Origin of the sequence: [Eubacterium] eligens ATCC 27750, from assembly GCF_000146185.1 — a bacterium.
Classification (GTDB): domain Bacteria; phylum Bacillota; class Clostridia; order Lachnospirales; family Lachnospiraceae; genus Lachnospira; species Lachnospira eligens.
In genome coordinates this window covers 20,001-43,873 of sequence record NC_012778.1, presented here as the reverse complement: position 1 = coordinate 43,873, position 23,873 = coordinate 20,001, and the positions used below count along the sequence as shown (strand labels likewise).

Below are 23,873 nucleotides of genomic sequence, written 5' to 3'. Positions count from 1 at the left end.
ATGTGAATTATTACTTCTCTCATGTGCCCAAATATAATATTGCAAATGTCCCGATGAACCATATGCAGCATCACCTGCATATCCAGCTCTTTTCTAATTAAATATTATCATAGATATTAATATATGTCAATTATCTCCATATCTTAAGATTAATATATACAAAATGGCACATTTGGTAATATATGGTACATTCTGCACTTGACATGACATATTAGCAATAATCATTACTGTTAATCAGCAAAAATGTCCTTATCCACAAGCTTCAGTGTATATGGCTTTCCGTCATTGTCATATACAATTTTCCAACATGATATAATACCATTCTGATTAAAATATAACATATACAAATAAAAAATCCCACTACTGCATGCAAAAAAGCTGTGCCCCAGCCCCGAAAGACCAGCACACAGCTTTATTTAACATTTATTTAGTTATCCTGCTTAAGCAAGCTTCTCAACAGCAAGTGTAACCTTCTCGCCATTGATATCCCATTCCTTCTCAAATCCGGCAGTCTTGTCTGTGATAATATCCTGTGCAAGAACTACAGTCTTAACCTGAGCGGCATTCTTATTAACAATATCAGCTATCTTGTCGTTGCCTGATACATAGAGATTAATCTTATCCATAACCTCGAAACCAGCGTCCTTACGCATAGTCTGAACCTTAGAGATAACCTCTCTTACGAAACCTTCCTCGATAAGCTCTGGAGTTAAGTTAGTATCAAGTACGACAGTGATTCCCTTGTCGCTGCTTGCAACAAATCCTTCCTTCTGAGTCATCTCGATAAGAACATCGTCCTTAGAAAGCTCAATAGCCTGACCTTCAACATTTAACTCGAAGCTTCCTGACTCGTTAAGCTTATCCATAGTTGCGTTACCGTCAACCTCTGTAAGAGCTGTTCTGATTGCATTAAGAAGCTTTCCGTACTTAGGTCCGAGAGTCTTCATCTGTGGCTTGAATGAGTATGATGTAAATGCTCTGACATCATCTGTGTATTCAACTTCCTTAACATTAAGCTCATCAGCGATGATAGCTGTATAGAACTCATCAAGCTTCCAGTCTGCTTTAATAAACATTTTGCCAATTGGCTGACGGTTCTTGATATTAGTTGAATTACGGCATGCACGTCCGATAACAACTGCGTCTAATACATCATCCATAGTCTCCTCAAGCTTCTTGTCAATGAACTGCTCATTAACCTTAGGGAAGTCGCATAAATGTATTGAAATAGGCGCATTTTTATCAATGCTACATACAAGATTTCTATAAATGCTTTCTGTCATGAATGGAACCATTGGTGCAGAAATCTTAGCAAGAGTTACAAGTGTTGTGTAAAGAGTCATGTAAGCATTAATCTTATCCTGCTCCATTCCCTTAGCCCAGAATCTTTCACGGCTTCTTCTTACATACCAGTTAGAAAGCTCGTCAGTGAAGTCCTCAAGCGCTCTTGCAGTCTCTGTAATCTTGTAGTTCTCAAGGTTATTATCAACGAATTTAACCAAAGAATTAAGCTTTGATAATAACCATTTGTCCATAACTGAAAGCTTGTCATATTCAAGCTGATACTTAGTAGCATCAAAATTATCAATATTAGCATACAGTACAAAGAATGCATATGTGTTCCAGAATGTTCCCATGAACTTTCTCTGACCTTCTGAAACCCACTCATCCTTGAATCTGTTAGGAACCCAAGGAGCTGAATTCTCGTAGAAGTACCAGCGGATTGCGTCAGCACCATGCTTCTGTAATGCGTCAAATGGGTCAACAGCGTTACCCTTTGATTTACTCATCTTCTGTCCATCTGCATCCTGAACATGTCCGAGAACGATAACATTCTCATATGGAGCTTTGTTAAAGAGCAGTGTTGAGATAGCAAGTAATGAGTAGAACCATCCTCTTGTCTGGTCAACAGCTTCAGATATGAACTTAGCTGGGAACTGCTGCTCGAATAATTCTTTATTCTCAAATGGATAGTGGTGCTGTGCAAATGGCATTGAACCTGAATCGAACCAGCAGTCGATAACTTCTGGAACTCTCTTCATTGTTCCCTGACACTTAGGACACTTACATGTAACTGCATCAACATATGGTCTGTGAAGCTCAATATTATCTGGACAATTGTCTGACTTTTCTTTAAGTTCTTCGATACTTCCGATAGACATCATCTCACCGCAGTCCTCACACTGCCAGATATTAAGAGGTGTACCCCAGTATCTGTTTCGTGAAATTCCCCAGTCCTGAACATTTTCAAGCCATGCTCCGAAACGTCCTGTACCGATTGTCTCTGGAATCCAGTTGATTGTCTTATTATTAGCAATTAAGTTAGCCTTAACTTCTGGGTCTGTCATCTTGATAAACCATGACTCTCTTGCATAGTAGATAAGTGGTGTATCACATCTCCAGCAATGAGGATATTCATGCTCTACCTTAGGTGCTGAGAAGAGGATTCCTCTGCCCTCAAGTTCCTTAAGAACCTCAACATCACAGTTGATAGCGCCTGCTTCCATCTCCTTCTTAGTTGGCTTAGCACGCATTCCTGCAAATGGAGTCTCAGGCTTCATAACACCAGCCTCGTCTACCATCTGAACAAATGGAGCGTCATATTTTCTACCAACTCTTGCATCATCTTCACCAAATGCAGGTGCAATATGAACGATACCAGTACCATCTTCCATAGTTACATAATTATCGCAGTATACGAAAAATGCTTTCTTGTGCTGCTTGTCAGCGGCATCCTTTGCACACTGGTAAAGTGGCTCATATTCCTTATATTCAAGGTCTTTACCCTTGTATTCTTCAATAATCTCATAAGCAGGTGTGCCTTCTTCTCTCTCGATTCCACCAAGAACCTTGTCAAGAAGTGCCTTTGCCATGATGTATGTGAATCCATCTGCTGCCTTAACTCTCGCATAAGTCTCATCTGGATTAACACAAAGAGCAATATTAGAGCAGAGTGTCCAAGGAGTTGTTGTCCATGCAAGGAAATATGCATCCTCTCCAACAATCTTGAATCTTACAACTGCTGTACGCTCTTTAAGAGTCTTGTAGCCCTGGGCAACCTCATGTGAAGAAAGAGGTGTACCACAACGAGGACAGTAAGGAACAATCTTGAAGCCCTTATAAAGAAGACCCTTATCCCAGATCTGCTTTAAAGCCCACCATTCAGACTCGATAAAGTTATTGTCATATGTTACATATGGGTTATCCATATCAGCCCAGAAACCAACAGTAGATGAGAAATCCTCCCACATACCCTTGTATTTCCATACAGATTCCTTACAATGCTTGATAAATGGCTCAATACCATATTCTTCAATCTGTTCCTTGCCATCAAGACCTAACATCTTCTCAACCTCAAGCTCAACAGGAAGTCCATGTGTATCCCATCCGGCCTTACGAGGAACCATATAACCCTTCATTGTTCTGTATCTTGGAATCATATCCTTAATAACTCTTGTAAGTACATGTCCAATATGTGGCTTACCATTAGCAGTTGGAGGTCCGTCATAGAATGTGTAAGTTGGGCCTTCCTTTCTGTTATCAATACTCTTCTGGAAGATATCATTGTCTTTCCAGAACTTTTCAACTTCTTTTTCTCTGTCTACGAACTTCATATCCGCAGAAACTTTCTGATAAATCATTGCAGCTTCCTTTCTTGCCTTGTGGCTTATATTTTCTAGTACATTACGGGCATTCGTCATAAATCTGTCATACAAGCAAGCCTGATGGCTGCCTGCAGACTCATTTCTTACGAAAAACCCCTCTGCCGTAATACAACAGAGGGGTAACATACTTATCCTAAAATCTGAATGATTACGACATACTATCATATGCGTCCCTGGCTTTAACCTGACGATGGGATTACCGTCCCCGCTTAGTCTCGTGATGATTTCAGCGAAGATGCTCAGAAGTGATGTTCGGATAGATAGTACTCGCACCGGCTCTCACCATCCCGGCTCGCTCATGCTTTTCACTCCAACCTACTGTCTTCGTCAATGCATTTGATTAGATTTTATATAATAAATGTTTAGTTGTCAAGCTGATTCTTAGCCACAATTCTCATAATCAGATCTACGCTTCCGTCAATTCCATAAGTTGAACTGTTAATTGTGAGGTCGTAATTATCTGCTTCGCCCCACTTCTTGCCTGTATAGAATGCGTATCTTTTAAGATGTGCCTTATCCTCTTTTGAAACATACTTCGCAGCCTGCTTATAAGTAAGCTTCTCTTTGCTTGTATGGTAAGTTCTCTGTATACGCAGCTTCTTAGGAGCTGTGATAAATATGCTTATATGAGGAATGTGGTTCTTAGTAAGAATATTATCCGCATATCTTCCCATGATAACATATGGTTCCTGCTTTGCTAAATCGACCAGCTTCTTAGATGTATTAAAGAACTGTACATCCGACCTTGAAAGACCATGGTACTTCCTAAAATCTCTCCACCACTGAGCCGGTGTCCTTGCTGTTTTATTCTGGAATAAAGCTCTGTCAGTTTCTTCATGTTCTTCATTACGCTGTAATATCTCGTTCATGATAGATACATCATAATAGCTGATTCTTAACTTATCAGCAAGCTTGAAACCAATATCTGTTCCGGCACAGCCATATGAACGGCCTATGCATATAATAAGATTGTCGTCCTTTCCAAATCTGTTTGCAAGATTGGACATATTAAGCTCTGCATGCTCCGGGTCAATAATATCATTTCCCTCTCTCGCTTCCTGCATAGCCATTGCTTCATCAAATATCTCACCATATTCATGCATTATTTCTTTATGAAGCTGAGGATTCTTTTTAGTGGTTCTTGCCATATTACTTATAAGTGCAAGCTCACTTCTAAGAACTGAAGAATCCGCACTGGATTTAAGCAAATCTCTTAAATCATTAATACATTTTTCCTTGTTTCCCTGATATACACGTCCCAGATTAGAACCTGTAGCTTTATATACTTTCTCATCCAGTGCGTATATTCTGTTCGCAAGTTCAGTTATTTTATCATTATCTGCCATAATGCGCACCTCCTAATTATATAAAGAATAACAGTGTGTCAATAAGGAATACTGGTACAAGGCAGCACAATGACCACACAATATACCCAAAGAAGCTTGGCATCTTAACACCATTTTCATCTGATATTGACTTAACCATGAAATTAGGTGCATTACCGATATAAGTTATTGCTCCCATAAATACCGCGCCACATGATATTGCTGTAAGCATTTTTGCAGGAACAACTCCAAGAGCTGTTGTAAGTCCTGACACAAATCCCATTGAACCAGCCGTTGTAAGGAATACAAGGTAAGTTGGTGTATTATCAAGGAAACTTGAAAGTGCACCCGTTACCCAGAACATCTGTGATGGATGTGTAAGTCCAAGTTCCGCACCTGCGCTCTTTAAAATCATAAGAGCTGGCTGCATAGTAATAAATATACCTATAAAAAGTACAGCAACTTCCTGAATGGCACCCCATGTGAAATGGTTCTTCTTTCTTATCTCTGCATTAGTTGTCTTGAATGATAAAAATGCGGCTAAAAGAATCATAACCACTTCAATAAGTGAAGTAATTGCAAGCTTAACCTCTCCAAATATAGGAATTGAGATTACCTCGCCGGCAGCATTCTGGAAAAATGATACATCCGGAAGTACTCCGCTTAATATAACTGCTACAACAATAATTACGATGAATATAATATTATGTAATCCCTCAAATCTTATAAGTGGCTCATTTTCCTTAATCTCCGGCATATAACCTGCTGCTATATCCTTCCTGTATGCTCTCTTGTCAATAAAATAAAGCACTGTTAGAAGAATAATCATGTTAAGGAGCAGTATCGGAAAGAATCTTATACTCCAGAAGAAAGGAACACCTCTTGAAAATCCCATAAGAAGTGGTGGGTCACCGATAGGTGTAAGACTTCCTCCCATATTAGATATAAGGAAAATGAAGAACACCATAATGTGAGCCTTATTTCTTCTCCAAGAATTCATCTTAATAACAGGTCTTACAAGAAGCATTGACGCACCTGTCGTTCCAATCCAGCTTGAAAGAAAGGTTCCTATTCCAAGAAGAATAACATTTACTCTTGGTGAACCAACAAGACTTCCCTCAACTGTTATGTTACCTGCTACGCAGAACAAACCAAAAAGCAGTACAATGAATGTAAGATAATCATTTACCAGACATTCAAGTACAGTCTCTGCTGCTGTTCCAGCACCATACTTAACTGCGAACGGAATTATGAAAAGCAGTGACCAGAATATTACAGCAAATGGTCTGTACTTTTCCCACCATTCTCCTTTTACAAGTGGAATTATGGCTATACACAAAAGCAGACATGCAAATGGTATACAAAGCCATAAAGGCACATTCGTCAGCTCGGCTGCCAGTGCAACCATTGGACAAATATTAATACTCATAACTTAAGCCTCCGTAAAAAAACCTGTTCCACACACGGAACAGGTAATCTTAATATTAAATTATCTCTGCACATCGAAAGACGAATTCTTCATAAGTCTCTTAATGTGGTCAACACATGTGATATTAGTATCACCTCTGATAGCATGCTTCATTACTGAAGAAGCAACAGCGAAGTTAACAGTATCTTCAGGAGTCATATTGTCCATAAGGGCATAGATAAGTCCTGATGAAAATGCATCGCCGCCACCAACTCGGTCTACTATCTCAAAATTAATTGTCTTGCTCTCATAAGTCTCTCCGTTAGTATAATAGAAAGCCTTTAAAGAGTTGTTGCTTCCTGAGTGTACATATCTTACAGTTCTTGCAATAGCCTTCATATGATACTGCTCGTCTATTGCCTTAAATACTCTGTCCATGTCCTTAAATGATGGGTCCATTGTAAGACCGTCTTTAACATCAGTTCCATCTTCTCTGTATACATGGATAGGTTCGATTCCAATAAGCACATCAACATAAGGAAGGTACTTACTAAGAACATCTCTTGCAGTCTCGAATGACCAGAGCGTACTTCTCCAGTTAGGGTCGAAGCTGACAGTAAGTCCCATCTTCTTAGCTGCCTTAACTGCCATATCCATCATCTTACGGCAGTTGTAAGAAAGAGCAGGAGTGATACCGCTAATATGGAGCCAGTCATAATCCTTAAGAATCTCCTCGAAATCAACATCCTTATAGTCGTATTCTGCAAATGCAGAATCAGCTCTATCATATATTACCTGTGAAGGTCTGACAGAAACACCTTCTTCCAGATAATAAAGTCCCATTCTTCCTTCTGATCTTATAATGTGCTTGGTATGCACATCATTAGACTTAAGATAATTAATAGTTGACTTTCCAAGGTCTGAGTTAGGTAATACTGTAAAAAATGTTGAATCAACACCAAGGTTTGCAAGGGAAACCGCTACATTTGCCTCTGCTCCGCCATAATTAACTCTGAAATCATGTGTAGTTACAAGTTTTTCATAGTTAGGTGGTGATAATCTCAACATCAATTCACCAATTGCTATAAATTTCATGTCTTCCTCCAACGTCATAATAGATTAAGGGCATCAAATACCCAGTTTTGCATATTCCAATGACATATTACACCACATTTGTTCAAATTGCAAACTTGCATATTACTTTTTAATAAGATATAATTATTTTATTAATAAGTAAGGTTAAGGTACGTGTTTATGGATATATTTGAGTCTCTGAATTCTGTGCTTGTAGACTTGTTCAATGATATCTTGAACATTGAAGAAAGGGCTCTTATCACAGAAGAATTTAAGGATATTTCTGTTACAGATATGCATATTATAGAAGCAATCGGCATTGAAGAACCTCGTACTATGTCCACAATTTCCAAGTCACTTGGAGTAACAATGGGAACTCTTACAGTCGGAATCAACGGACTTGTCAAGAAAGGCTATGTGATAAGAAAGCGCGGTGAGAAAGACCGCCGTATAGTCTATGCTTCTCTTACAGACAAAGGAATTGCCGCATACAGACATCATGAGAATTTTCACAAGGATATGATTGGACATATCACAAAGGATTTAACAAAAGAAGAAGCTGAGGTTCTTACGAAAACATTTATACGGCTGGAAGATTTCTTCCATCAGATTCCATAATAACAATCAGCTTAATAAAGGAGGGGTATTATGCCAGACAACAAGAATTTACTCAATTTAGACGATTTAGCTGATGTATTTGCACAGCTTAACGATATTGAAGACGCGCCAGAAGAACTTACTGAGGAAGAAAAAGCTTCCCAGCGCAGATATGAAGAGATAATCAAGAAACATAAGAATAATAATTAATTATAATCAAGTAGAATTATTACATAACAATTCTACTTGATTTTTTTATAAAAACGGCACCATATATACTGGAATATAATTAATGGCATTTTCCCATTTATAATCTTTAGTATGAACAACATATTTATCACTTATGCGATTACTAAATTTGTCACAAAATACATCTAATGACTTATGACTTCTGTAGTTACCGGATTTTACTTCAATCGGGCATATTTTATCTCTTACTGAAATCAGGAAATCAATTTCATACAAATGATTAGATGTATCACTATCCATTGTGTAGTAAAAGAGATTATTGCCTTTCGCAGTTAACATCTGAGCTACAACATTTTCATATATATACCCTAAATTAGCATCAAGTTTATCTGAAAGAAGCTTATTATATATCACATTATCAATATAATTCTTATCCTTAAATGCAAGTGTCACAAATAATCCAACATCAGATAAAAACAACTTATATCTTCCAGAATCTTTAGTTAATGACATTCCTACACCAGGATTATTAGCATGATAAGCAATATTAACTGTAAATGAACTGAGCATATCTGGTATTAATTCACGCACCTGCTCTGCACGGGTTCCTTCTCTTGCATTAGACAAAACATACCTTGACGCATTACTGCTAAGGTTGGCTGGAATAGCGTCATAAATATCTCCTGCAAGTCCCGTTCCGTCAATTTTAGTAAAATCTTCCTCATACAAATCAACAATTTCTCTTTTTACTTCATCAACTGCCTGTAAATTATTTTGCTCTATATAAGTTTCTACTGCCTGCGGCATTCCTCCTATAAGCATATATAACCGGAAAACCCTCATAAGATTTCTATGCATGGCATTGCCGGCAGCTTTTTTATTCTTTAATAACATCTTAATCGTGTCAGCAGTTATATCATCACCAATAGCCCACAAAAATTCTTCAAAATCCATTGGATACATCGATATCTTATGTTCCTCACTCGGAATTAATATATCTCTTGTATTCTTTTTTATTGACAAAAGAGAACCCGTCTCAATATATTTATATCTTCCATCAGCAACAAGATATTTAATTGCCTGCCGTGCCTTTGGAAGCAGCTGTACTTCGTCAAATATTATCACAGATTCATTCTTATATAATCTGACACCTGTTAACTGTTGTAATTTTAAAAAGAAAAAATCCAGATTATAAGTATCATCAAATAATTCTATAATTTCCTTACTTGTATGTGCAAAGTCAATTAATATATAAGATTTAAACTCATTCTTGGCAAATTCTTCTGCTATCGTAGACTTCCCAACTCGTCTTGCGCCTTTTATTAAAAGTGCATATTTATTGCTTCGTTTCTCTTTCCACTCAAGTATTTCTTCATATATTTTTCTCTTAAACACAGGTTTTCCCATAGTATTATCACCCCTTTTAATATAATATAACGCAAATCCCCGTTCGTGTAAATACCATTTTCGCGCAAATCCCCATTCATATTACCTCGATTTCTACCCAAATCCCCATTCATTAAGTATAATATTTTGCGAAATCCCCGTTCATATAGATTATACCTTGTAATATTAACATTTATTCATATATAACATATGGAAACAGCCACCCTTAGGTTTCCCCGCGGGTGGCTGTTCCATCTTTATATGAAAGTGTTTGAAAGAAAAAAGCTTATTTATTGGCTGTGATGCCTGCTGTCTTATAGACAAATGTTACACTTCCGGCTTTGTCATCTGACTTGCCTAAGAATGAATTGTATTCCTGACCTGCCTTAACTACTGCCTTGATTGTATCAACGGCTGTCTGTGCGTCTGAGTCTACAAGCTTTGTGATAGGCTCAATTGCTTCGCTGTTAAACTGTGCCATTCCATCCTTTAATGTAATTGCACCTTCGTTTAACTGTGTAACTCCATCTGCAAGTGTTCCTGAACTATCCTTTAAGGTAGCTGTTCCATCAGCAAGCTGTGAAGCTCCACTCTTTAATGTATCATTATTAGCTGTAAGCTGTGAAAGTCCGCTCTGAAGGGCTTCTGTTCCTTCCTGCTGTAACTTTCCTGCATTAAGATTTAATGCATATAAACTTGAGCAGAGAGTTCCCTCCTTGTAAGTTGAGAATGAACCAACTGATGTGCTGAGTGTGTTAAGACCTGTGCTTAATGTACCAAGGCCTGCTTTAAGCTGCTTAGAACCTGCACTTAACTGTCCTGCACCAGCGCTTAACTGGTCAATTCCTGCTTTAAGGGCATTTGCACCAGTATTAACCTGACCTGCTCCTTCATTCAATTTAGTAATTCCATTAAAGAAACTGTTCTCTCCGCCAGCTGTAAGGGATGTCATCGTATCATTAAGTAGACCGTATGCCTTATAAGCCTGTGAAAGTCCACTGGAAATAGCTACAAGATTTGCGTCTGAATCACTATTTGCCTTTGCTTTTAATTGATCTAATGTATATTTGTGTTCTGTATCTGCTGCTGCATATTTAGCTGTTAATGCACTAACCATTGCTGTTCTTATACCAATCTTACCTGTTGTAATGTCTGTATCATTATAGTTCTGCATTATAAATGCGGCTGCCTTGGTACACTGATTTTCATCTGTAATATCTGCTGTAGCAGATATACCTACATTAGCAAGTGTTGTCGCAGCTGTAATTTTCTGCTCACCTGTCATTGCAGCCGGATTATATCCTAATTTTCCACCAATAACTGCCATTGCTAACTGATAAAAACTGTCATACGCATTATCATATTTTTGTTTTGCTTCTGTCATTCCTGATGTTAATGTTCCACCTATTTTATCTGCTCCTTCAGCTAATGCTGCTGCACCCGTTGCCAATTCTCCCGTTCCATCTGTCAATGACTTTGCCCCAGTAACAAGCGCTCCTGCACCAGATAAAGCACTATCAATTCCTGCATCAAGTGTTGCAGCGCCTGCTGCCAGATCACCTGCCCCCTTAGCTGCCGAAGCAACACTGCTGTCAAGATTGTTATCCTTAAGAGTATTATAAAGAGTTCCGATTCCGTCCGCATATGTCTTCATGTTGTCATTAAGTGAAACTGAACCCTCATATGCACTTGCAGCGCCATCTGCGTATGCATATATACCATCCTTAAGAGAAGAAGCACCTGTATTTAACTGGTCAACACCATCAGTAAGTGCCGGAATTGCATCACTTAACTGCTGTGTTCCATCCTGTAATGTAACCGTTCCGTCTGCAAGCTGTGTTGCTGCATCATCTAATGAAGCAACAGTTTTCTTTAAATCATCTAAAGTAATGTCATCAGCATTCATATCTGAAAGAAGATTAGATGTTGCAACAGACATTGTCATATCAAGTGAGAAATTCTTAACATCTGCTGTTAATTCAAAATACTCAGGAATATCAAGGTCAAGTGACTTATCATTAAACTTAAGATTCATAGTATCCTTAAGTCCTGGCATTGTCATACCGACTGCCACAATATTATCACCGACCTTAGTAAGCTTACCATTAGTAACCTCAACATTTGAGAATACATCTGTTGGAAGCATCATGCCTGTAATCATTGTAAATGGTACGGCAACTGTCTGCTTTTTACCATTAATTGTTACAGTTTTCTTCTGATTATTAGTGTAATCAAAGCGTATTGTAACCTTTCCGCTCTTTCCAGCCAGGTCTTCCGGCTTAATTTCCTTGCCATCAAGCTTGTAAGTAACCTTCATTGTTACTGGCGCATTTTCACTTGACTCAGTCTTATTAAGAGTCTCATTGCCGTTAGCGTCTGTAATCTTTTCGTTGACAGTGATGTGATTCTTGTTACCTGAAGCGTCATTGAATACATAAACAGTTTCCTGTCTTGTGTTAGTTGCAAGTGTGCTCTTGTTAGACACTGCAAGCTCATTAGTTATTGCCTGTGTAATCGTAGCCTCTGTACTGCCTGCTGCCATCTCTGTTACATAAGCTGTATCCGTTCCTGTTGTTGCAGCTGTATTAGCACCGCAGCCAACAAGACTTGCCGCAGTAAGAACAACACACATTAAAACTGAACTATATCTGAATAAATTCTTCTTTACCATAATAAATCCTCCTAATTTAATTTTGACTGTTCTTCTTCGGCTTAAAACCTAAACTTGTATGAATAATCACCTTATCAAGCAATACGAAAAGTGATGGAAGAACAAATATAACGACAAACATACTGATGATTGCGCCTCGTGCCATAAGTGTACAAAGTGAAGCAATCATATCAACACTGGCTATCATACCTACACCAAATGTTGCTGCGAAGAAACCAAGTGCGCTGACAATAATAGATGGAATAGATGTTCCAAGTGCTATTGATATAGCCTCTTTCTTAGAGTTACCAGCGGCTCTTTCTCTCTTATATCTTGTAGTCATAAGAATTGCATAATCGACTGTCGCACCAAGCTGAATAGTTCCGATTACTACCGAAGATATAAATGGTATCGTTGTTCCTGTATAATATGGAATACCCATATTAACAAATATAGCAAATTCAATAGCAGCAACCAGAATAACCGGAAGAGATATTGACTTTAATACGAAGAAAATAATAAAGAATATCGCAACAATTGAAACTGCACTAACTGTCTTAAAATCCTTATCAGTAATAGTGATAAGATCCTTAGTACAAGGAGCTTCTCCAATTACCATAGATTTAGCATCATACTTCTTTGCAATTGCATCAACCTTATTAATCTGGTCATTGATTTCATCAGAAGCAATTGTGTAATTAGTTGATACCATCATAATCTGGTATTCATCACCCTTAAGCTCTGAAACAAGCGAATCAGGAAGCATTTCCGTAGGGATTTCTCCACCGAGTGCTGAGTCAATACTTAATGCAAATGAAATTCCGTCCAGATCATTTACCTCATTCATCATTGCATTAGAATCCTCTGCTGAAAGATTACTGTCTGCAAGAATCATATATATAGAATTAGTTCCGTCAAAGTTGTCGGCAAGCAGCTTGTTAGCCTGCGAACAGTTAAGCTTCTCTGGAAGTGTATCAGATAAATCATAGTAAACCTTAGTATTGTTATATCCGTAGATTGCCGGGCCAAGAAGCAGAACGAATATTATAAGGAATATCCATGAATGATTAACTATCCATCTTGCCGGCTTATCAAAATTCGGCATAATCTCTCTATGCATTGTCTTCTCAAGAGCCTTGTCAAATGTAAGAATAAGGGAAGGAAGTATTGTAACACAACCAATAACACCCAATACAACACCCTTTGCCATAACAACACCAAGGTCAAGACCAAGTGTAAAGCTCATAAAGCAGAGTGCGATGAATCCTGCAACAGTTGTTATGGAAGAACCAACAACTGATGTAAGTGTATTCCCAATAGCAACCGCCATAGCTTCTTGATGATCATCTGGAGTTTCTTCCTTAGCTTCCTTGTAACTGTGCCATAAGAATATAGAATAATCCAGAGTTACACCAAGCTGAAGTACCGCTGCCAGTGCTTTCGTTATGTATGAAACCTCACCTAAGAAATAATTAGAACCAAGGTTATACACAATTGCCATACCTATACTTAACATAAAGAATACTGGTACAAGGAATGAATCCATAAATATAGCAAGTACGATACATACAAGAACAACCGCTACAAGTACATAAAAAGGAGTCTCCTTTTCTGCCATTGTCTTAGTATCTGTAACTACAGCAGACATACCGGCAATATAACACTGATTATCCGTAACATCTCTTACTTCCTGAATAGCCTTCATTGTATCGTCACTTGATGTTGTATCATCAAAGAATATTGCAAACAATGTAGCTCCTGAATCCTCATTTTCAAAATAAGAACGGAACTTATCAGGAAGAATTTCTGAAGGAACATCATCTCCTACTATTCCACTATAAGAGATAACTGACGCTACATGGTCAACCCCCTCAACCTTCTTTACCAACTTAGAAACATTTGACTTATTCATTCCGTCAACGACGACCATTGCATAAGCGCCCTTTCCGAAATCATCAAGCAAAATGTCCTGTCCCTGCATAGTGTCGATATCACTTGGCAGATAATACAGGATATCGTAATTAACCCTGGTATTAAAGTAACCAAGAACTGATGGAATCAACAGCAGGAAGCTAAGAACCAGAATTGGAATTCTTAACTTAACAACAACTTTTCCAAACTTTTTCATATAAATAACCACGCCTTTCTGTAAGATGCAAATGCCAACAACCCTTAGTCATATAAGTATTCATGTCTTTAACAAATATGACCGATAGTCATTTTCAATTTCAGTTGACATTATAGCACCTCAAAACACATAGTCAATAGAAAATTGACCAAAAGTCATTTTTTAATATTTATTTTATAATTGAGTTGGTGTATAATGTATTTATGAATGAGTTGGCATGGTAATCAATTTCAGGCACGCTTGCGCTGCTTGTCGCTCACAGCGGACACTAAACTCGTTGCAGTTCCTGCAACTTGTTAAGTGCCGGTGGCTCCAAAGCACCTGAAATCAATTACCATACCAACTCATAATACACACTATAACCAACTAATAATTAACACTAATAAAGGTGAGTGATTGATATGGGAAAGCTTGAAGCTAACAAACAACAGAAACTTACTTCTCTGCTGAATACTGCATTTAATCTCTTTACTACCCAGGGGGTTACGAAGACTTCTATTGCGGAAATTTCTCAGAAAGCAGGTATTGCTAAGGGTACATTTTATCTGTATTTTAAGGATAAGTATGATATAAGAAACCGTCTTATATCACATGAATCAAGTAAATTATTTAAGAATGCCGTCGCTGATTTAGAGGAATTTTCTAAAGAAAAGAACGAACAGTTAGGTTTCGAAGAAAAAATAATATTTATAATTAATCATATTGTAGATGAACTGAATTCTAATCAGACTCTTCTTACATTTATATCAAAAAACCTTAGCTGGGGAATCTTCAAGGAAGCTCTCACAACTAAGGTTGCATCTGATGATATTAACTTTAAAGATGTATATTATGAAATGATTAACGCTGAGGATATCTCACTTGAAGAGCCTGAAATAATGCTCTTCCTTATTGTTGAGCTTGTAAGTTCAACTTGCTACAGCGCAATTCTTTATAAAGAACCTGCTGACATAGATACTATCAAACCTTACCTCTTCAAGACAGTACGCGCAATCATAAGAGAGCACACTATCCAGTAGCTGCTTACGCTTTCCCTTCAAGCTCCTGATATATATCCCTCTTTGACACACCTCTGTCCTTTGCCGCAGCTTTCATGGCTTCTTTCTTGTCCATACCCTGCGACATATACATCTGCACATGTTCTGCCACACTCATGTTTTCCCACTGCTTTCTTGCCTCGGCCTTTAACTGCTCACGGCTCTTTCCGGCAATCACAAGCACATATTCGCCTCTCGGCTCATTATTTTCATAATATTCACATGCAGATTCAAGCGTGAATTCCATAGAATTCTCATATCTCTTGGTAAGCTCCTTACATATAGTAATCAATCTGTCGCCCCCAAGCGTATCTTGCAGTTCTGCAAGTGTCTTAGTAAGTCTATGCGGTGCTTCATATATAATCATAGTCCTTGTTTCACATGCTAACTCTGCAAGAACTTCTTTTCTCTCATTCTTATCCGCTGGTAAAAATGCTTCAAATGCGAATCTTCTTGTCTCGCGTCCTGACATTGTGAGTGCAGTTATACATGCAGCCGGTCCCGGAAGTGAAGTAACCCTGATACCTGCTGCCCTGCATTGCTTTACAAGCTCCTCACCAGGATCTGATATTCCTGGAGTTCCTGCATCAGTAATTACAGCCACATCCATTCCACCTAATATTTTATCAACAAGAACCTTTGCCTTATCATACTTATTAAATTCATGATAGCTTGTCATAGGTGTCTTTATTTCAAAATGATTAAGCAGCTTAATACTGTTTCTTGTATCCTCTGCTGCAATCAGGTCTGCTTCTGAAAGCACACGCAGAACCCTGTAAGTAATATCCTCAAGATTACCAATAGGCGTTGCACACAGATACAGCATACCCGGTCCGTCTTTCTTTACATTTTTTTCATTATCCATAATAAACCTCTATCTATTCATACATTTTTAGAAGCGCATCAGTGTAAGTACCGTCCGTCTTGTATACAATAAGCGGTTCTTCAACTATAAGCTGGGAATTACCACCCTTAACCGCTTCTATAAGCACCATATTGGCAGCCTTATTCACATAAGGATACACCAGCCTCATTCTCTTCGGCTCAAGATGATACTTTCTCATAGTGTCAAATATATCAACAAGTCTGTTCGGTCTGTGAACCATATACATTTTCCCTTTAGATTTAAGACAACGGCTTGCTTCCCTTATAACATCATCAAGACTACACAGAAGCTCATGCCTTGCAATTGCCTTGGCACTGTCCGGATTAACAATACCGTGATTTTCATTCATATATGGCGGATTGCTCGTCACAACATTAAAAGAAGCTTCCCCAAATATAGTGGAAGCTTCCTTAATATCACCCTTAACAACACTGATTCTGTCCTCAAGATGATTAAGCTCCACATTTCTTCTGGCAAGCTGTGCGCTTCCCTCCTGAATCTCAAGAGCACTGTATGTGCTACCTGGATTCTTAGACTGCATAAGCACCGGAATAATACCATTACCTGTACCCATGTCCAGCACCCTGTCTTTCTTCCCTGCCATGGCATAAGTAGACAACAGCACTGCGTCCATTCCAAAACAGAAAATATCTGTATTCTGTATAAGCTTTAGTCCATCTCTCATCAAATCATCAATTCGTTCATTAATCATCACTAATATGGGCTTTTCCTTCTTTTCTTTCTAATTCCTCAAGTGCCTTAAGTTCCTTATCATCATCAATTCTGACCTTATCAAATCTTCTTTTTCTCTTAAAACGAAGTTCCTCAACCGGATATTCCTTAAGTTCCTTTTCGTCATTATCATGAGTTATTAATACCTTAACTCTCTGCCTTAAAACATTGACACTTGAAACCTCACCAACCAGTTTATCTGGTGTAGTAACAGAATCTCCCACATTAGGCAGATGACTATTTAATTCCTCATATGTATCCTGCTCATTCTTTAAACAACACATAAGTCGTCCACACACACCTGAAATCTTAGTTGGATTAAGTGACAGATTCTGCTCCTTAGCCATCTTAATAGATACCGGATTGAATTCTGGTAAAAATGTGGCACAACATAAAGGTCTTCCGCAGGAACCAATTCCACCAAGAATCTTAGTCTCATCCCTTACTCCAATCTGTCTTAATTCAATTCTTGTCTTAAATACTGCAGCAAGATCCTTAACAAGCTCTCTGAAATCAATTCTTCCATCAGCAGTAAAATAGAACAGCACCTTATTATTGTCAAATGTATACTCAGCCTTAATAAGCTTCATATCAAGATTATGCTTTGCAATCTTCTCAAGACATATCTTAAATGCTTCTTTTTCCTTTTCTCTGTTTTTTAATTCTCTTTCATCATCTTCTGGTGTTGCAATCCTTATGATTGCCTTTAGAGGCTGGATAACCGCTGTATCTTCAACTTCTCTTTCACCTAGAACAACCTGTCCATATTCAACTCCTCTGGCAGTCTCAACAATAACATGCTGTCCTGTTTCGACTGAATATTTCCCAGGTGCAAAAAAATATATCTTTCCAACCTGTCTGAATCTAACTCCAACAACTTTAGTCATCTATACTCTCCATTCTATGAATTTTCCTTAATCGCCATAATAAGCAATTCAATAACCAGATCAAAATTAACATTTGCCTGAAGTCTCACCTTAACCCTGTCAATAGAATTAATAATATCCTGTAAACCTTCATATGACATAGTCTGTGCCTGACTCTTTATCAGTGTCATCTGGTCATTAAATATGAGCAGATTAGTATCATTCGTACTCTTAAACATAAGTACATCCCTGTACCACATAAGCATAAGGTCAAGATAATCATCAATAGTCAGCTTATAATTGGTAACTCTTTTCACCGATGTCATAATATCAGTCGAATCCATATCCTTAGCATTCTTAATAACATCCATTACATCACGTCTTAACTCTGCAAACTCAGTAGATTCAACCATAGTCATTGCCCTGCCGATTCGTCCAGCTGCAAATCTTGCTGCAAATTTACACTCGTAATCACTGATATTATCATAGTGGTCTTTAAGATATTTAATAACTATATCATCCTTTAGTGGCTTAAGATCAAGCACAACACATCTTGACAGAATAGTCTGTAAGAAAACATCCGGATTATTAGCAAGCAGAATAACAATTCCATAAGCCGGCGGCTCTTCAATTGTCTTAAGCATTGCATTCTGTGCTGCAACAGTAAGCTTGTCTGCTTCATCAATAATGTATATCTTGTAAGGACTGCTGTAAGGCTTAATCTGCATATCCGATACAAGCTGGTCTCTTATATCATCAACACCAATACTTCCCGGCTTCTCATGTCCAACCCAGATAATATCCGGCTGGTTCCTGCCTGCTGCCTGCACACAGGAATGGCACACCCCGCAAGGCTCAACACCGCCCGCCTCACACTGCAGTGTCTGTGCAAATGTGCTGGCAATAAGCTTCTTTCCTGAACCAAGTCCTCCGCTGATTACATAAGCATGAGATACCTTTCCCATAGATATTGCACTCTGCAAATGTTCTTTAATAGTCTCATATCCATATATGTCTGAAAAATTACCCATACTTATTCCTCTTTTCGTTACTTATCTGTAATATTATAACACATAATGCTCCTATGTTGAAATATCTAATAACAATCCCCTGATATCATCAATAGCTCCGACTATTGCAAGATGATCCTTTTCATCTTTTACCAGTTCTCTGGCAAGATTATCAAGATTTTCATCTACCATCTTAACAATTCCATACACCCTGTGTCTTCCCCTTCTGTCAAGAAAGTTCTCTCTTGAAAACTTGTGTGATCTGTTTACAACTTCATTTAGAAATCCTTTAACAAGCTCTCTGTACTTCTTCATATCTCTTATATCCATATGCTTTGCAATCTTTTCACCCTGCTCGGTAATTTCCTGCATCATATTTCCCAGTTTTTCCTGAAGGTCTTTCTCCTCAATATTGCTAATCAGTGTAAACTTAAAACTATCATCTGATTTTTCCTGTGCTTTAACCGGAGTGGTCTGATTAGCCGGTGCTATATCTTTAACCTTAATATCCATACATACCTCCTAATATGGCACTTTTAACTTCACTAATGCAATCCTCTAACTCTCCATTATTGCTAAACCTTCTTGTAATACCAGCCTTAGCAATATTCTCTTCTGAAAAATCCTCACTGTCTGCAAGAAATCTTCTGCACATTTCCTCATAGTGTGGATTATCCTGTTTCTGTTCTCTGTGGATAGCCCTTGTGAGTCTCAATCCATCTTCTACCTCAATATATATCGGCATAATATGCTGTTTTCCATAGAATTCACAGAATTTATCATACGCTTCAAGCGTTCCTATAACCAGATACCTGTTACCACTGTTAAGGTCAATCTGTCCGTCATCAGCTGTAAAATACTTCCACACACCATACACAGTATTATATTCTCTCAGTTCAACAATCCTGCCGCTCTCCTGCATCTTAACAGCTGTCTCATCATTTACAAAAAAATACTCAACCCCATCGGTCTCCCCGGCTCTCATTGGTCTTGTTGTATACAATATAACAGTATTAAGCTTCAGACTTTCATCTTCAATTAGGTTTTTATATATTTTATCCTTGCCGGACGCGCTTTTTCCCATAATAAATGCTATCTCAGGCATCTTATCTTTCCTTCCTTAAGACCGGGTACTTCCAGCCCGGCATTTATCGCACTCTTAATAATTCTGCATACATCACCGGTAATCCGCTCGCCTACATTAACAACAGGCATTCCCGGTGGGTATATAAGAACCGATGACATACTTATTCTACCACATATATCAGGTGAATTAACAGATAAATCTTCATATCCATTTTCATCCATTAAATCAATTGCATCTGCCGGACACATACATACTTCCGGCTTGTTGTTAATCGCATACCCTAAGCTTTCCCCTACATCATTTTCACTGTCTTTGCTTTCAACTTTCCAGCTTTCATCAATCTCCTTCAATGCACTAAGAAATCTGTCATAATACTCCTGTTTATCAGCAACTGAAGTCATTGCAATAACATATTTAAATGATGCCATCTCAAGCTGCACCTTATATTCATCCAATAACCTGTCATACAGGTACTTTCCATCATCACATATAAGAATAATCTTAGAAATATCATCACTATCCATCAATCTTATATTATTAAGTTTTGCAATATTTTCTCTTAAATTCTTAAGTCTTTTGATATAATCCTTAAAAATATAATCTCCCTGTTCTTCAATAATTCTCATACACCTGTCAATACTCGCCATAAGAATATATGAGGGGCTGGTTGTCTGATATATATTCCAAAATCTTTCCACTTTATCATAATCTACATAATTTCCAGAAATATGTAGAAGTGCAGTCTGTGTAAGTGCCGGTAATGTTTTATGAATACTGTTAATTACAATGTCAGCCCCAGCTTTTACTGCCGACTCTGGAAATTCCTCACTGAATTCAAAATGTGCCCCATGCGCTTCGTCAACTATAAGTGGTATTCCTTTTTCATGCAGATAACTGGCAATCTCCCTTACCTCTGACACAACACCTTCATAAGTCGGAGAAGTTATAATAACCGCCTGTGCATCCCTGTTATTTTCAACACATTTTCTAATCTGTTCTAATGATAGTCCTCTGTATATTCCTGTATCATTATCAACCTCCGGTATAACATATACTGGCTCTAACTGTGCCATAATCAATGCATTGTACACTGACACATGACAGTTTCTTGCAACGATAATCTTTCCTTTTCTTTTCGTCGCACCACATATAGCTGATAATATTCCTGCTGTACTTCCATTTACAAGCATCAGTGTTTTATCTGCTCCATACAATTTTGCTGCCCTGTCAGACGCATTTTTAATAATACCATCCGCATTATGCATATTATCAAATCCGTCAATCTCGGTAATATCAAGTTCTGAAGTACTTGCATATTCAGTATTGCGCTTTCCTCCCGGCATATGCATCGGCACATAACCAGCTTTTGAATACTCTTCAAGTTTTTCCAGAATATCTATATTTCCCATCAATACAACTCCATTATCTCTTATTCTGTAACCATAAGCTTTACTGTTACTTCATCATGGCTTCCAATTGCATCTGTAACTTCATACTTAATATCATAAGTACCTGTCTGGTCAAATGTATATCTTCCAACAGTCACAATCTTTGCAGTAATATCATTACCACAAGTATCAGTTGCAGTAACCCCTGTCATTACATCTATACTCTGACCAATCTTTGTCTGAATGTCCTTTGCCCCTTCTATCTTAGCACTATAAGCATTCCACGGATTATTCTCGTCAGGGTCTGTAGGATCCCAGCCGGCATATGCACTGTCCTCTGAAATCTTTATAGAATCCGGCTTACCAAGTGGTCCAGGATTAACTGCATCATCATATATAGTTACACCTGTTCCCGATGGACAGTTATCATATATCCACTTTACATCCCTAACGCACATTCTAACGCATCCAAGAGAAGCATAATCACCAAGCTTATTGTACTGTCCATCCTCCAGATCACCCTTATTCATTGAATAATATGGAACAGAATGGAACAGATAACCTCCACTTATTCTGAATGCATAACGTCCATAAGTACCATCAACCATATATCCCCATTCGTACTTATCTGATGTTACATAATTGTCACCCACAATAGTTTCGTCGCCTGCTTTTCCACATGATGTTGCAAATGCTTTGACTGGTATAGTGTATTCTCCATTCTCATCAATCCCATACACTGTAGCACAGTTAGCAGCTCTGTTTACTTTAATAAAATATGGAAGATAAACTCCTTCTGGTGCAATGTATTCTTGTTCTTTTGATTCAGGCTCTTTATTATCAATCCACACAACTTCCCTTGCCGCTGTTGTCTCTTCTGTTGAAACAACTGTCTGTTCATCATTACTCCCATGATTATCATCCTGTTTTTCCTTATTATAATGAGACAACATAATTCCAGCAGTTACTGCTCCTGCAATAGCAATCACAACAACAGCAATAAATATAACAAGTGTCAGATTTCTCCTGAACCATGACTTTCTTCTTTTTAAATATTTATAATTAATGTTTCCTTTTGACATAATATCCTCCTTTGTCCATTACAAAAAAATAATATGTGTTTATAAATGTTTTTAACGCAAAAAAAGCTGTTTCATCACGAAACAGCTTTAAGTGCCTAGAACCGGAATCGAACCAGTGACACGAGGATTTTCAGTCCTCTGCTCTACCGACTGAGCTATCTAGGCTTAGTAGCGGGGACAGGATTTGAACCTGTGACCTTCGGGTTATGAGCCCGACGAGCTTCCGAGCTGCTCTACCCCGCGGCATTCACTATATATATTATGTTAAATAGATGTAAAATATACATCAAAGTGGGCGGAGAAGGATTCGAACCTTCGAAGGCAGTGCCAGCAGATTTACAGTCTGTCCCCTTTGGCCACTCGGGAATCCACCCATCTATTAAATTAATACTAATAATGCTCTCACATTATTAATATAGAGCCGACTGTCGGAGTCGAACCAACAACCTGCTGATTACAAATCAGCTGCTCTGCCATTGAGCCAAGTCGGCAAAATTGATGGGGCCTACAGGGCTCGAACCTGTGACCCTCTGCTTGTAAGGCAGATGCTCTCCCAGCTGAGCTAAGACCCCATATATAATTGTGAGCTGTTTCCAGCAAGTTATCATCTGGGAAATGATAACAACGACCCGGATGGGGTTCGAACCCACGACCTCCGCCGTGACAGGGCGGCGCTCTAACCAGCTGAGCCACCAGGCCAATCGCTTTCGCAATTAAGAGATAAACTCTTTTGAAAGATTGCTCCTTCAAAACTGCACATTAAATATATCATATCATATCTGTCTTTGCAAATACTTTTTCATCCGATTACTCTTAAGAATAACTCTCTTTGTTCTATCCAAACCGTCTTAACCTTTTCTCTTGGTTAAGCCCTCGACCTATTAGTACAGATCAGCTCCATATGTCACCACACTTCCACCTTCTGCCTATCTACCTCGTCGTCTTCAAGGGGTCTTACTAACTTACGTTATGGGATATCTCATCTTGAGGGGGGCTTCACGCTTAGATGCCTTCAGCGTTTATCCCGTCCCGACTTGGCTACCCGGCTATGCATTTGGCAATGCAACCGGTGCACCAGAGGTCAGTCCATCCCGGTCCTCTCGTACTAAGGACAGCTCCTCTCAGATATCCTACGCCCACGCCGGATAGGGACCGAACTGTCTCACGACGTTCTGAACCCAGCTCGCGTACCGCTTTAATGGGCGAACAGCCCAACCCTTGGGACCTACTACAGCCCCAGGATGCGATGAGCCGACATCGAGGTGCCAAACCACTCCGTCGATGTGAACTCTTGGGAGTGATAAGCCTGTTATCCCCAGGGTAGCTTTTATCCGTTGAGCGATGGCAATCCCACTTTCATACC

Annotated in this window: 18 protein-coding genes, 6 tRNA genes and 1 rRNA gene (1 of these 25 only partly in view); 3 read left to right on the top strand and 22 right to left on the bottom strand. The window is 38.5% G+C overall.

The features are described from left to right. Positions 1-440 precede the first annotated feature (440 nt). The 4 genes from ileS to EUBELI_RS00185 all read right to left on the bottom strand — a co-directional run bounded on the left by ileS (position 441) and on the right by EUBELI_RS00185 (position 7,493). On the bottom strand, positions 441-3,638 hold the full coding sequence (gene ileS, locus EUBELI_RS00200) for an isoleucine--tRNA ligase (RefSeq protein ID WP_041688344.1): 3,198 nt from the start codon (positions 3,636-3,638) through the stop codon (positions 441-443). Between the two features lie 389 nt (positions 3,639-4,027). Further along, entirely contained in the window at positions 4,028-5,011 is a 984-nt protein-coding gene (locus EUBELI_RS00195; protein WP_012738313.1) for a cytidylate kinase-like family protein, read from the bottom strand. A 16-nt stretch (positions 5,012-5,027) separates the two neighbouring features. After that, the gene (locus EUBELI_RS00190) at positions 5,028-6,419 is read right to left on the bottom strand and encodes a sodium:proton antiporter (RefSeq protein ID WP_049777825.1); all 1,392 of its coding nucleotides are present in this window, start codon (positions 6,417-6,419) and stop codon (positions 5,028-5,030) included. A gap of 60 nt (positions 6,420-6,479) precedes the next feature. Next, positions 6,480-7,493, bottom strand: coding sequence for a sugar kinase (locus tag EUBELI_RS00185; RefSeq protein WP_022099174.1), 1,014 nt, complete (start codon positions 7,491-7,493; stop codon positions 6,480-6,482). A 159-nt stretch (positions 7,494-7,652) separates the two neighbouring features. Between EUBELI_RS00185 and EUBELI_RS00180 the strand changes: the two genes are divergently transcribed. Then, the gene (locus EUBELI_RS00180; RefSeq protein ID WP_012738310.1) at positions 7,653-8,090 is read left to right on the top strand and encodes a MarR family winged helix-turn-helix transcriptional regulator; all 438 of its coding nucleotides are present in this window, start codon (positions 7,653-7,655) and stop codon (positions 8,088-8,090) included. Between the two features lie 30 nt (positions 8,091-8,120). Further along, the gene (locus EUBELI_RS14300; protein WP_012738309.1) at positions 8,121-8,279 is read left to right on the top strand and encodes a hypothetical protein; all 159 of its coding nucleotides are present in this window, start codon (positions 8,121-8,123) and stop codon (positions 8,277-8,279) included. A 45-nt stretch (positions 8,280-8,324) separates the two neighbouring features. Here EUBELI_RS14300 and EUBELI_RS00175 read toward each other — a convergent pair whose 3' ends face one another. The 3 genes from EUBELI_RS00175 to EUBELI_RS00165 form a co-directional block, all read right to left on the bottom strand. Beyond that, entirely contained in the window at positions 8,325-9,665 is a 1,341-nt protein-coding gene (locus tag EUBELI_RS00175; protein WP_012738308.1) for an ATP-binding protein, read from the bottom strand. Positions 9,666-9,930: 265 nt separating this feature from the next. Further along, positions 9,931-12,315, bottom strand: coding sequence for a hypothetical protein (locus EUBELI_RS00170; protein ID WP_012738307.1), 2,385 nt, complete (start codon positions 12,313-12,315; stop codon positions 9,931-9,933). A gap of 16 nt (positions 12,316-12,331) precedes the next feature. Beyond that, the gene (locus EUBELI_RS00165) at positions 12,332-14,422 is read right to left on the bottom strand and encodes an efflux RND transporter permease subunit (RefSeq protein WP_012738306.1); all 2,091 of its coding nucleotides are present in this window, start codon (positions 14,420-14,422) and stop codon (positions 12,332-12,334) included. 401 nt (positions 14,423-14,823) lie between these two features. Here EUBELI_RS00165 and EUBELI_RS00160 point away from each other — a divergent pair, with 401 nt between their 5' ends. Then, positions 14,824-15,441, top strand: a complete 618-nt coding sequence (locus EUBELI_RS00160) for a TetR/AcrR family transcriptional regulator (protein ID WP_041687853.1) — start codon at positions 14,824-14,826, stop codon at positions 15,439-15,441. Between the two features lie 4 nt (positions 15,442-15,445). Here the strand turns inward: EUBELI_RS00160 and rsmI are convergent, their stop codons facing one another. The 15 genes from rsmI to EUBELI_RS00085 all read right to left on the bottom strand — a co-directional run. Then, complete coding sequence (rsmI, locus tag EUBELI_RS00155; RefSeq protein ID WP_012738304.1) at positions 15,446-16,324, bottom strand: 16S rRNA (cytidine(1402)-2'-O)-methyltransferase; 879 nt, start codon at positions 16,322-16,324, stop codon at positions 15,446-15,448. Positions 16,325-16,337: 13 nt separating this feature from the next. Next, on the bottom strand, positions 16,338-17,057 hold the full coding sequence (locus EUBELI_RS00150) for a tRNA1(Val) (adenine(37)-N6)-methyltransferase (protein ID WP_012738303.1): 720 nt from the start codon (positions 17,055-17,057) through the stop codon (positions 16,338-16,340). Further along, positions 17,050-17,964: a PSP1 domain-containing protein gene (locus tag EUBELI_RS00145; RefSeq protein ID WP_012738302.1), complete on the bottom strand. Its 915-nt coding sequence runs from the start codon at positions 17,962-17,964 to the stop codon at positions 17,050-17,052. Before EUBELI_RS00145 ends, EUBELI_RS00150 begins: the two co-directional genes overlap by 8 nt. 14 nt (positions 17,965-17,978) lie before the next feature. Then, positions 17,979-18,974 (bottom strand): DNA polymerase III subunit, encoded by a 996-nt coding sequence (locus EUBELI_RS00140; RefSeq protein ID WP_012738301.1) that lies wholly within the window; start codon positions 18,972-18,974, stop codon positions 17,979-17,981. Between the two features lie 51 nt (positions 18,975-19,025). Continuing rightward, positions 19,026-19,466 carry a YaaR family protein gene (locus tag EUBELI_RS00135; RefSeq protein ID WP_012738300.1) on the bottom strand — a complete coding sequence of 147 codons (441 nt, stop codon included), beginning with the start codon at positions 19,464-19,466 and terminating at the stop codon, positions 19,026-19,028. Then, entirely contained in the window at positions 19,456-20,058 is a 603-nt protein-coding gene (locus EUBELI_RS00130) for a nucleoside/nucleotide kinase family protein (RefSeq protein WP_012738299.1), read from the bottom strand. Before EUBELI_RS00130 ends, EUBELI_RS00135 begins: the two co-directional genes overlap by 11 nt. Next, positions 20,046-21,449, bottom strand: coding sequence for an aminotransferase class I/II-fold pyridoxal phosphate-dependent enzyme (locus tag EUBELI_RS00125; protein ID WP_012738298.1), 1,404 nt, complete (start codon positions 21,447-21,449; stop codon positions 20,046-20,048). Before EUBELI_RS00125 ends, EUBELI_RS00130 begins: the two co-directional genes overlap by 13 nt. 20 nt (positions 21,450-21,469) lie before the next feature. Beyond that, entirely contained in the window at positions 21,470-22,510 is a 1,041-nt protein-coding gene (locus EUBELI_RS00120; protein ID WP_012738297.1) for a L,D-transpeptidase family protein, read from the bottom strand. 92 nt (positions 22,511-22,602) lie between these two features. Continuing rightward, positions 22,603-22,675 (bottom strand) — tRNA-Phe (locus tag EUBELI_RS00115). Positions 22,676-22,679: 4 nt separating this feature from the next. Beyond that, positions 22,680-22,753, bottom strand: a tRNA-Met gene (locus EUBELI_RS00110). A 49-nt stretch (positions 22,754-22,802) separates the two neighbouring features. Then, a tRNA-Tyr gene (locus EUBELI_RS00105) sits at positions 22,803-22,884 on the bottom strand. A 45-nt stretch (positions 22,885-22,929) separates the two neighbouring features. Further along, positions 22,930-23,001: transfer RNA gene (locus EUBELI_RS00100), tRNA-Thr, on the bottom strand. An 8-nt stretch (positions 23,002-23,009) separates the two neighbouring features. Next, positions 23,010-23,082: transfer RNA gene (locus EUBELI_RS00095), tRNA-Val, on the bottom strand. 53 nt (positions 23,083-23,135) lie between these two features. Then, positions 23,136-23,209, bottom strand: a tRNA-Asp gene (locus EUBELI_RS00090). Positions 23,210-23,371: 162 nt separating this feature from the next. Beyond that, positions 23,372-23,873 (bottom strand): 23S ribosomal RNA (locus tag EUBELI_RS00085) (it continues 2,386 nt past the right edge of the window).

Excerpts from the sequence above, each read along its gene's own strand:
- EUBELI_RS00195 (WP_012738313.1), bottom strand. The coding sequence starts at position 5,011 with ATGGCAGATAATGATAAAATAACTGAACTTGCGAACAGAATATACGCA.
- EUBELI_RS00140 (WP_012738301.1), bottom strand. The coding sequence starts at position 18,974 with ATGGGTAATTTTTCAGACATATATGGATATGAGACTATTAAAGAACAT.
- EUBELI_RS00180 (WP_012738310.1), top strand. The coding sequence starts at position 7,653 with ATGGATATATTTGAGTCTCTGAATTCTGTGCTTGTAGACTTGTTCAAT.
- EUBELI_RS00150 (WP_012738303.1), bottom strand. The coding sequence starts at position 17,057 with ATGATTAATGAACGAATTGATGATTTGATGAGAGATGGACTAAAGCTT.
- EUBELI_RS00160 (WP_041687853.1), top strand. The coding sequence starts at position 14,824 with ATGGGAAAGCTTGAAGCTAACAAACAACAGAAACTTACTTCTCTGCTG.
- rsmI (WP_012738304.1), bottom strand. The coding sequence starts at position 16,324 with ATGGATAATGAAAAAAATGTAAAGAAAGACGGACCGGGTATGCTGTAT.
- EUBELI_RS00145 (WP_012738302.1), bottom strand. The coding sequence starts at position 17,964 with ATGACTAAAGTTGTTGGAGTTAGATTCAGACAGGTTGGAAAGATATAT.
- EUBELI_RS00165 (WP_012738306.1), bottom strand. The coding sequence starts at position 14,422 with ATGAAAAAGTTTGGAAAAGTTGTTGTTAAGTTAAGAATTCCAATTCTG.
- EUBELI_RS00120 (WP_012738297.1), bottom strand. The coding sequence starts at position 22,510 with ATGTCAAAAGGAAACATTAATTATAAATATTTAAAAAGAAGAAAGTCA.
- EUBELI_RS00135 (WP_012738300.1), bottom strand. The coding sequence starts at position 19,466 with ATGGATATTAAGGTTAAAGATATAGCACCGGCTAATCAGACCACTCCG.
- EUBELI_RS00130 (WP_012738299.1), bottom strand. The coding sequence starts at position 20,058 with ATGCCTGAGATAGCATTTATTATGGGAAAAAGCGCGTCCGGCAAGGAT.
- EUBELI_RS14300 (WP_012738309.1), top strand. The coding sequence starts at position 8,121 with ATGCCAGACAACAAGAATTTACTCAATTTAGACGATTTAGCTGATGTA.
- EUBELI_RS00175 (WP_012738308.1), bottom strand. The coding sequence starts at position 9,665 with ATGGGAAAACCTGTGTTTAAGAGAAAAATATATGAAGAAATACTTGAG.
- EUBELI_RS00125 (WP_012738298.1), bottom strand. The coding sequence starts at position 21,449 with ATGGGAAATATAGATATTCTGGAAAAACTTGAAGAGTATTCAAAAGCT.
- EUBELI_RS00170 (WP_012738307.1), bottom strand. The coding sequence starts at position 12,315 with ATGGTAAAGAAGAATTTATTCAGATATAGTTCAGTTTTAATGTGTGTT.
- EUBELI_RS00185 (WP_022099174.1), bottom strand. The coding sequence starts at position 7,493 with ATGAAATTTATAGCAATTGGTGAATTGATGTTGAGATTATCACCACCT.
- EUBELI_RS00190 (WP_049777825.1), bottom strand. The coding sequence starts at position 6,419 with ATGAGTATTAATATTTGTCCAATGGTTGCACTGGCAGCCGAGCTGACG.